At 59.1% G+C, this 9,810-nt stretch carries 7 protein-coding genes and 2 pseudogenes; 8 read left to right on the forward strand and 1 reads right to left on the reverse strand.

What is annotated here, in order from left to right; translation table 11 throughout:
• Positions 1-43: 43 nt before the first annotated feature.
• Positions 44-340: a hypothetical protein gene (locus VMU57_RS05640; protein WP_325381664.1), complete on the reverse strand. Its 297-nt coding sequence runs from the start codon at positions 338-340 to the stop codon at positions 44-46.
• Between the two features lie 34 nt (positions 341-374).
• On the opposite strand from VMU57_RS05640, the pseudogene VMU57_RS22975 reads away from it, so the two are divergent.
• The 8 genes and pseudogenes from VMU57_RS22975 to istB all read left to right on the forward strand — a co-directional run.
• Positions 375-737: pseudogene (locus VMU57_RS22975) on the forward strand (ISAzo13-like element transposase-related protein); the annotation flags it as partial.
• Positions 734-2,194: a DUF3375 domain-containing protein gene (locus VMU57_RS05650; RefSeq protein ID WP_325381657.1), complete on the forward strand. Its 1,461-nt coding sequence runs from the start codon at positions 734-736 to the stop codon at positions 2,192-2,194. The pseudogene VMU57_RS22975 and the gene VMU57_RS05650, both read left to right, overlap by 4 nt.
• Positions 2,195-2,327: 133 nt before the next feature.
• Complete coding sequence (locus VMU57_RS05655; RefSeq protein WP_325381658.1) at positions 2,328-2,909, forward strand: DUF4194 domain-containing protein; 582 nt, start codon at positions 2,328-2,330, stop codon at positions 2,907-2,909.
• Positions 2,900-6,247 carry an ATP-binding protein gene (locus VMU57_RS05660; protein WP_325381659.1) on the forward strand — a complete coding sequence of 1,116 codons (3,348 nt, stop codon included), beginning with the start codon at positions 2,900-2,902 and terminating at the stop codon, positions 6,245-6,247. Before VMU57_RS05655 ends, VMU57_RS05660 begins: the two co-directional genes overlap by 10 nt.
• Before the next feature lie 14 nt (positions 6,248-6,261).
• A complete protein-coding gene (locus VMU57_RS05665; protein WP_325381663.1) occupies positions 6,262-7,434 on the forward strand; it encodes a DUF3322 domain-containing protein in 1,173 nt (390 codons plus the stop codon).
• A gap of 38 nt (positions 7,435-7,472) precedes the next feature.
• Entirely contained in the window at positions 7,473-8,501 is a 1,029-nt protein-coding gene (locus tag VMU57_RS05670) for an IS630 family transposase (RefSeq protein ID WP_325381660.1), read from the forward strand.
• Positions 8,502-8,542: 41 nt separating this feature from the next.
• Positions 8,543-8,959: pseudogene (locus tag VMU57_RS05675) on the forward strand (IS21 family transposase); the annotation flags it as partial.
• On the forward strand, positions 8,956-9,720 hold the full coding sequence (gene istB, locus VMU57_RS05680; RefSeq protein ID WP_325381662.1) for an IS21-like element helper ATPase IstB: 765 nt from the start codon (positions 8,956-8,958) through the stop codon (positions 9,718-9,720). The pseudogene VMU57_RS05675 and the gene istB, both read left to right, overlap by 4 nt.
• Positions 9,721-9,810: the final 90 nt, after the last annotated feature.

The following is a 9,810-nucleotide window of genomic DNA, read 5'->3' on the forward strand; positions in this document are numbered from 1 at the left end:
CTTCCATCGTCTTCGCACGCTCAAGACCTCCCCTGTACTGCATTCATTGTCGGCGCTCCTCTCCTCCCGTGGGCAGCGCATAGCCTATAAACCTTTCCTCATCGATATCCCGCTTCCTGAGGTTTGGGCCCACGCAGTACAGAGCCCAAGCGACGCCGGCTTCCCCACAGGGCTTCTCGACCTCGATCTCGAGCGGCTCGAACTGGTACTTCCGCAGAAAGTCGGTGAGCCTCATCGCATCCCTACGGCTGTAGGCCCGGACCGAAATGATCATGCCGGCGAATCCGGTATTCGAGTTTCCCGCGTCAAACACGCATTTTTTCATCTGCTTGTGTGGCATCGCTTGTCCCTTATGGAGAAGGTTTACGGAGTGTATCGATCATGACACGGGCGCCTTTGCCGTAGCTTCGATTCGGGGATGGTGGCGTCATGAAGGGAAACGACTCTATCCGCGTGCCAAAAGCCTGCTGATCACCGCCGATGGCGGAGGCAGCAATGGCTGGCGTCTGCGCCTGTGGAAACTGGAACTGCAGAAATTCGCCGAGGAGTCAGGGTTATGTGCGGTAAAATTGCACCCACATAAGCAGCGCGTAACCGAATACTGCCTTCTTTGTAGTCTTCCAAGCAACTTGGCCGGCTCCGCGTGGGTGGCAATCGCACCAGTCTGCAAAGTGGCCCGATCACCGTGTTTTGAGGCCGGTGACCAATCGCCAGAACGCGAGCTTTTACACCGATGAAAACTGAAAGAGCGCTATTAGCGTATGAACGCCTCAGAGATCAGCCACTCTGGAGGTTACTGGCGTCCCCTAAGGCGCCGGCATTTATCGCGCTCTTGCAAGCCGAATTGTACGAGGACCAGAAGAGCCTCCCGGCGTCCGTCTTCTACGACCGGATCGAGCGCGACCTGGAGGAGTTGAGGGCTGTCGGTCAGGAACTGCCGCAGACCGCAAAGGACTATGTATCGAATTGGCTGGCGGATGGCTATGTTGAGCGACGGTTTCCAGCCGGCAGCGCGGAAGAACAGTTCGAGATCTCTGCGCAAGCGGTCGAGGCAATTCGTTTCATCTCCACCATTGAGCAGCCCCACTCCACGGCAACGGAGAGTCGCCTCGCCTTGGTGATTTCCGCACTGGTGCAACTGGCCGAGGAAACTGACTCCGATCAGAAGCGAAGAATCGAAAGGCTCCTTGCAGAACGCGCTCGAATCGATCTGCAGCTTGAACACGCGCAGGGAGGTAATATTCGGGTTCTAGCGGACAGCTCGGCTTTGGAGCGAACCCGAGAGATCATTTCGCTGGCTGAGAATCTGCTGGGAGATTTCCGTCGTGTGCGCGACCAGTTCGACCGGTTGAATCGCGATCTTAGAGAGCAACTCGTAGAAAGCGATGGGCGGCGTGGGGACGTCTTGGATGCCCTATTCGCGGGTATCGATCTCATTTCGGAGAGTGACGCCGGACGAACCTTCTCCGCATTTTGGCGCCTGCTAACGGATCCCGAAAGGTCGGGGGCTTTGGAAGACGCATTGGACACGGTGCTGTCGCGCGAATTTCTGAACGAGATCGATCTTCGCCGAAGGAGTTTTCTCCGGCGGCTCCCGAGCACCTTGCTGGAACAGGGAGGATTCGTTCACGAGGTCCTCCAGACCCTGGCCAAGAGTCTCAAACAGTTCGTCCAGAGCCGGGAATTCCTTGAACAGAAACGTTTGAATCAGCTTTTGAGAGATGCGCAAAAGGCAGCGCTTGGTCTGAAGGACGAGGTAAAAGCGACGGAGTCGCTGGATTACTTCCTGGAGCTCACGAGCAGCCGCCTTCGCTCATACGCGCAATGGCAATTGTTCGATCCATCGCTCGAACTCACGTCAGAAGGCATGGAATCGGGGGATCGCCCCGATGTTGACTTGGCGGCGATTGCCGAGCTGGTGGCAGACTCTGAGATCGATTTCCGCCGTCTGAAGGAGAACATTCGAGCCATACTTAGCCTCAGGTCGCAGGCTTCCATTCGAGACATCCTAGACAGCTACCCGGCAAGCCAGGGGCTGGGAAGCGTCGTTGGACTGCTTGCATTGGGGAGTCGGCACGGCATCAAGGGCGAGGGCCACGAGCTGGTTCATTGGATGGGGAGAGACGAGCACCAGCGGCGCGCGAGAATCCCCACTATTTACTTCGTGAAGGAGCGCGCGCGTGAACTTGTCTAGCAATTCGGTGGATCCACTCCCAAACGCCACTAGCGACATGTCTAAGGAAGAGCGCGCTGGCCACGCAGATTCCAAGGGACTTCTGTTCCTCGGTGATCGAGGCGAGCTGCCGCTCGAAACACGGCGGGCGCTTGTGCAGTTGCTCTCGGGACCATCGCTGGAGATGCGCCGCCATGGCCGTCTCTGGCCGGTACTGCTTCAGGATGAAAACATTATCCGGCGCCGGCTATCCGAACTCTTCCTGGATTTGGTGATCGACAGGGAGGCCGGTGTGGCATTCACTCGCCAGGCCGACACCGGCGACTTGGAAGTTCCGTTGCTCCTCCGCAGGTCGCAATTGACGTTCATCGACTCGATCGTACTGCTGAAGCTCCGAGAGCGTCTCGCGCATGCTGAAGCCCATGGTGAACGCGCCGTTGTCGCGGGCCCGGAGTTGGTGGACGAACTCGCGGTCTTTGAACCGGCTGGTGGCACCGATCATGCAGGATTCGCGAAGAAAGTGCGGGCCTCAATCGAGAAGTACAAGGATCGCAGCATCCTCCAGAAAATTCGCGCAGAGGAGGATCGATATGAGGTGTCTCCGACGTTGAAGCTGCTTTTTTCAGCCGATCGGATCGAACTTCTGCTGAACTTGTACAAGCAAATGACTGAGAGAAAAGGGACCGGATCTGATATCGACATACAATCCCTGCCGGAGGACGGACCATGGCAGTAGATATCCCGGAGCTGTTTGTGCCCGAGCAGTTTCGTGCCTCGCGGCTACAGGTGTTCAATTGGGGCACCTTCTCCGGCCTGCACGACATCCCTCTGTCGGATCGAGGCTTTTTGATTGTGGGCAAATCCGGTACTGGGAAATCCACTCTCCTGGACGCATTTTCGGCTCTTCTGGTTCCACCCCGGTGGGTCGACTTCAATGCTGCCGCCCGGGAGACCGAAAGGAGCGGAAGAGATCGAAATCTTCTGAGCTACATGCGAGGCGCGTGGGCCGAAAAGAAGGATGGCGACTCTGGCCAGATTGCCACGCGTTATCTCCGCACCGGGACCACTTGGTCTGCTCTCGCGCTCACATTCAGGAGCAGGGCGGCCAAGATCGTCACGTTGGTTCGACTGTTCTGGATTCGCGGAACGTCGAGCTCAGTTCAAGATGTGCGGAGGTATTTCCTCATCTTCGAGCGCGAGGTCGATCTGCGCGAGCTTGAAGACTTTGGTGCGAACCTGGACGTCAGGAAGTTGAAGCATGGACATGCGGACGCGTTTGTACGTGAGGACTTCCAACCGTATCAGGAGAGGTTTTGCCGTCTACTCGGCATCGAGAATGAGGCGGCATTACGCCTGCTACATAAGACTCAGTCGGCCAAGAACCTGGGCGACCTTAATACGTTTTTGCGCGACTTCATGCTCGACAGGCCGCAGACATTCGACGTTGCCGAGCAATTGGTGAGTGAATTCGGGGAGTTGAATGCCGCTCACACGGCGGTTGTCACCGCGCGAGAGCAAGTGCAAACGCTGAAGCCAGCCCGGGAAGACTTCGATCGGATGCAACTACGCATCCAGGCGCGAGACGCGCTGGCGGAACTCCAAGCTCGCCTGCGCGATTATGTCGACATATGCAGACTCAAGCTGCTCCGAGAGCAACTCGACGAGCTGGACACGCAAGCCGCAGGGATTGAAGGAGAACTCGAGAAAAATCAGGCAAGCCTAGATTCGCGAAAAGCCGTGCTGCACGATCTGGAACAGCAGCATCGCGAAGCCGGCGGGGACATGGTGGAGCGCTGGGAGTCCGAGAAGAAGGAACTCGAGTCTCAGCGAGCGCATCGCCTGCGCAAGAACGACCAGGCGCGGAATGCATGTCGGTCGCTCGGCTGGATCCTGCCCGACTCACCCCAGGAGTTCGCGGGCCTGCTTGCCAAGGCGCGGGAGGAAATTGAATCGTGGGCCGATAACAGCGCGCAATCGCGGAAAGATCAGGTTGAACTCGAAGTTCGGAAGAGAGAGGCCGAATCCGCATTTGTCGAAGCGCGCAGGGAGGTTGAAGCATTGCGTCGGCAGCCCTCCAACATACCTGCGGGAATGCTTGAGCTTCGCAGACGCGTTGCGGAAGGCGCGGGCGTGCCGGAAGCCGCTCTGCCCTTTGCCGGCGAGTTAATACAAGTGAAGCAGGACCAGCGAGAATGGCTACAAACTTCGGAGCGCGTTCTACGCAACTTTGCTGTTTCTCTCCTGGCCGACGAACGGAATTACCCAGCAGTAGCGACATACATCAATGGCACAGACTTGGGCCAGCGTCTGTTCTACTATCGAACTTTAATGGCGGAGAACCCCAGTCTGAAACCTGTCCCCGCCAACTGCCTTGCCCTAAAGCTAGAAGTAAAGCAATGTATTCAACGGGAGTGGCTGGTTGCCGAGTTGCGCTCTCGTTTCGACTATGCCTGTGTGAACACGCTGGCTGAGTTCCGGCGTGTCGATCGCGCTGTTACCCGCGAAGGGCAGATCAAGCACAGCAAGACACGACATGAAAAGGATGACCGCCGCTCCGGCACCCTGCAACGGATGCTCGGCTTTGACAATCGCGAGAAACGCGAAGAGTTCGAGAGGCACACGGGCGAGCTGGGCCAACAACTCGCCGAGGTGATGGAAAAGATCAGGAAGTTGGAAGCAGACGAGCAGGCGCGCGCCGAACGGAGAATGCAGTGCCAGACCCTCGTGAATCTGCAATGGCAAGAGATCGATGCTCAAAGCATCGTGCGGAGGATCGCAGAAATCGACCAGAACTTGCGCAGCCTGAAGGAAGGCAACGGTGAACTTCGCCGCATTGGTGAGCAGCTGGAGCGCCAGCGGGCACTGGTGGAGCAGGCCGATCAGGAGTTGCGGAACAGCCTTTTGCGCCAACAGCAAAACCTGGCGGCAATAGGCGAAACCCGTGGCAGGATCGCAAAGATTGCCGCACGCCCTCCCGTCACATTGGATCGCACCTTGGCGGACGAGTTCGACCGCAGGTTCTCGCGCGTCGCTCAGCGAATTCGCCTAGCGGAGCTTGATTCCATTTCGGTCTCGGTGCTGCAGGGCATGCACCGTGAAAGCGCGGAAGTATCCCGCGAGATCTCTGCGATTGAAAGAGCAATTGAATCCCGATTCCAGCAGTTTGTAACGCGATGGCCGGCTGAATCTGGAGATCTGCAGCCGAACATGTCCAGTTCGGGGGACTTCTTTGCCAAGCTCACTAGGTTGGAGGTGGACGGCCTTCCGGCGCACGAGCACCGGTTCTTCGACTTGCTTCGCAACCAGAGCCTGCAAAATCTTGCATCCTTGTCGACTCACCTAAACAACGCGCGGAAAGAGATCCTGGGCCGCATGGATGTTGTGAACGCCAGCCTCCGGAACGTGCCATTCAACCGGACAGCAGAACAGACCACCTATTTGCAGATCGAGGCCAGCGATAAGCAGTTGGCGGTGGTCCGCGAATTCAAACAGGAGGTGCAGCAGGCTCTAAGCCATGCGTGGACGGATGACAGGGACGATGCCGAGCGACGGTTCCTGGTATTGCGGCGCATCGTCGACCGCCTTTCAAGCCAAGCTATTGAAGACAAGCACTGGCGCGAGCTTGTATTGGACGTCCGGCAGCATGTTGAGTTTATCGGGCGGGAATTCGACGAGGAACACGTGGAAGTCGAGGTCTATCGTAGCGGCGCCGGGAAGTCTGGAGGACAGCGACAAAAGCTCGCCACCACCTGCTTGGCAGCAGCGTTGAGGTACCAACTTGGCGGAGTGGATCACGGTATTCCCAGATATGCGACCGTCGTTCTCGATGAGGCGTTCGACAAAGCCGACAACGAGTTCACCGCGCTTGCCATGAACATTTTCGCAAGTTTCGGATTTCAGATGATTGTCGCCACGCCGCTCAAGTCGGTAATGACTTTGGAGCCCTTCATCGGCGGCGCCTGCTTCGTGGACATCTCGGAGAGACGCACCTCGGGCGTGATGATGATCGACTATGAGCTAGACCGTCAACGGCTGAAGCTGCCCGAACATGCTCGACAAGAGGTTGACGCGTGAAATCACCTGAAGAAGTGCGTAGCGAGGCGAAACGGAGGTTCGCGAATCGATACAACGACTGGCTTATCCACGACCTGCAATGCTGCGAACCTCAGGAGTCGCACTGGCCCGCTGAGTTCAGTCTCGGCGCGCCCACCGAGCAGGAGGCAAATAGGCGGCTGGACGATGTTCGTGCTTGGACGGTGGAGTGGCGAGCCTGGGCCGGTCCGGGAGAGGTTAGGTGGGTAGAACGCAAATGGAGGAACCTGGGGACCCAGAGGGTTCCTGAGCGCCTGGTATTTGGGACACCTGAGGAGCTTGCGGACTTTGCCGGCGAACAAGCGCGCTGGGGCAGAATGCTGGAAGTGGGCCAAAGGCTTCTCAACCAGTGGCCACAACTGAAAAGCGGCATAGCACGCTGGGCCCATGTGCTGGCGAACCTTGCGGACCAAGATTTAGCGCGCTTGGTTTCGATGCTTCGATGGATCGAAAGCGACCCTGAATCGGGTGTGTATGTTCGTCAGCTTCCTATCGCGGGCATGCACACGAAGTGGATCGAACAGAGAACTGGGATCATCGCCGGCCTGCTCCAGGAGATACGCGGGAACACGGGCGATCTGGCGGATTTCTACGCTGCCTGTGGCTTGCGGCCCCTCCCCCGATATCTTCACGTTAGGATTCTCGATCCACGATTGAGGCAGGAGGTCGGAGGACTCGCGGATCTCACGGCCCCCGTAGAGCAGATTGGCTGCTGGAAGCTTCTCCCAGATGTTGTGATCATCGTCGAAAACGTGCAGACCGGCTTGGCTTTCGGCGATTTGCCCGGAACAATCGTGATCCTTGGTTTGGGATACTCCGTGGATTTGCTCGAGAGGCTTCCTTGGCTGAATGGCGCAAGGTGCTTCTACTGGGGTGACTTGGATACGCACGGATTCGCAATCTTGAATCGTGCACGGAGCTACCTGCCAGGGTTGCAATCCACCCTCATGGATGAGGAGACGCTCATGAACCACAGGGATTTATGGGTTGAGGAGAGCGAGCCAGCTGCTGCCGATGTGCTTCCCCTATTGACTGGCGCGGAGCAGGCTGTATACAGGGGACTGAAACTGAACGTATGGGGGCAGCATGTTCGATTGGAACAGGAGAGGATATCGTGGAGTTTCGTTCGCTTGGCTTTGCGTAGAGACCTCGGACAAAAACGCTCTTAATCAGTTCACAAGTAAGTAGACATATGCGAAGATGAGGCGTGAAGCATCGCGATGGCCGTTGCCTTGATCACAAGACCTTGGAAGAGATCCGCGTCCGCGCGGTGGAGCGAGTGCAGGCAGGGGAGAGCCCGGAGGTGGTGATTCAAACTCTGGGCTTCTCGCGCAGTTGCATTTACACCTGGCTGGCGCGCTACCGCCGCGGCGGCTGGGATGCGTTGAAGACTCCCCGTCTGACGGGCCGGCCGCTAAAAATCAATGCCGCGCAACTGCGCTGGCTGTATCGAACCATCACCGGGAAAAGCCCGTTGCAGTTCCGCTTCGAGTTCGCGTTGTGGACGCGAGAAATGATCAGCGTGGTGTTGTGGGAGAAATTCCGGCTGCGCTTGAGCCTGGCCTCGATCACCCGTCTGCTGCGGCAGTTGGGACTGACCTGCCAGCGCCCGCTGTGGCGCGCCTGGGAACAGGATGCGGAGCGGGTGCGGCGGTGGCTGGAAGAGGAGTACCCGGCGATTCGCGCCCAAGCGCGGCGTGTGGGTGCGGAAATCTATTGGGGGGACGAGGCGGGGGTGCGTTCGGACAACCATGGAGGAACCACCTGGGGGATCAAGGGCCAGACTCCGGTGGTGCGCTCGACCGGGGGGCGCAGCGCGGTGAATATGATTTCGGCGGTCAGCGCACGCGGCAAACTGCGCTTCATGCTCACGCCGGGCAAGGTCAACGGGGCCGTGTTCGTGGAGTTTCTCCAGCGTCTGATGCACAACGCCCGGCGGCCCGTCTTTCTGATCTTGGATGGGGCCAGCTATTACCGCAGCCGTGCGGTGAAGGCCTATGTGGCCAGCCTGCGCGGCAAGCTGCGGTTGTTCTCGCTGCCTCCGTACTCGCCGGAACTGAATCCCGACGAACAGGTATGGAACTACGTCAAGCATCACGGCGTGGCCCGCGCCGCTCTCGGTGGGGCCCAGGAACTCCGGCAGTTCGTTCTGGCGCGCTTGCGCAAGCTGCAAAAGCTGCCCTGGACCGTGCGCATGTTCTTTCTTACTCCGCACACCGAGTATGCCGTATCCTGATCGGCGGCGATTCTATATCTACTTACTTATGAACCGGTTAATACGATCCGCTGCACTCTCTCGCCCTGCTCGAACACAAGAGCCGCGCGCTGGACCAGGCCGCGCCGCTTGCGGGATGGCAGTTGCCGGAGTGCTTTGCACATCTGCGCCGGTTGCTGGAGGCACGATTGCGCAAGCACGCCGGCCGGGAGTATATCCAGGTCTTGCGGCTGATCGAGAGCTTCGCGTTCGAAGAGGTCACGGCCGCCGTCGAGCAGGCGCTCGCGCTCAACACGATCGGCTTCGATGCAGTGCGGCATCTCGTTCTGTGCCGCATCGAACGCAGGCCGCCGCGGCTGGATATGGCCAACTGGCCGCACCTGCCCCTGGCCCAGGTGCGCACCACGCGTGCCGCAGAGTACATGAGCTTGCTGTCGATGCCCGCGACTGAACCATCCACGCTGGAGGCAACGCTATGAGCGCAACGACTGCCGACACGCCGCAGGTTCTGCTCGAACATCAACTGAAGGCTCTCAGGCTGCCCACCATGCTGCGCGAGTACGACAAGCTGGCCCGCACCTGCGCCCAGGAAAAGTCCACCTTCCCGCAGTATCTGCTGCGGCTGACGGAACTGGAGTTACTGGATCGCGACCGCCGCGCCACCGAGCGCCGCATCCGGCAGGCGAAGTTCCCAGTCGTCAAGAGCCTCGACAGCTTCGACTTCCTCGCCATCCCCGCGCTCAACAAGACCCTGGTGCTGGAGTTGGCGCGCTCGGAGTATCTCGACCGCAAGGAAAACATCCTGCTGCTCGGCAACAGCGGCACCGGCAAAACGCACATCGCCCTGGCGCTCGGTCTGGCAGCTTGTCAGCGCGGTCATCGCGTTCGCTTCCTTACCGCCGCCGCGCTGGTCGGAGAACTGATCGAGGCCCGCGACGAGAAGTACCTGCGGCGCTTCCAGAAGCAACTTGCCGCTCACGAACTGCTGATCATCGACGAACTGGGCTATGTGCCGCTGTCGAAGACCGGAGCCGAGCTGCTCTTCGAGACCATCAGCCAGCGCTACGAGCGCGCCTCGACGCTGATCACAAGCAACCTGCCCTTCGACGAGTGGACCGAGATCTTTGGCTCCGAGCGGCTCACCGGCGCACTGCTCGATCGCATCACCCACCACGTCCACATCATGGAGATGAACGCCGACAGCTACCGCCTCAAGCAAAGCCGCCGCAAACGAGCCTGACTTGCGCCGCCGCCTGGTTCCCGCCGCCCCCCGCCAAACGCGCCTCGGGGGAGGAGGGCCGCCTCCGCTACGCTCCGGCGCCCCTCCTCC

The sequence above is a fragment of the Edaphobacter sp. genome, from assembly GCF_035532915.1.
Lineage (GTDB): Bacteria > Acidobacteriota > Terriglobia > Terriglobales > Acidobacteriaceae > Edaphobacter.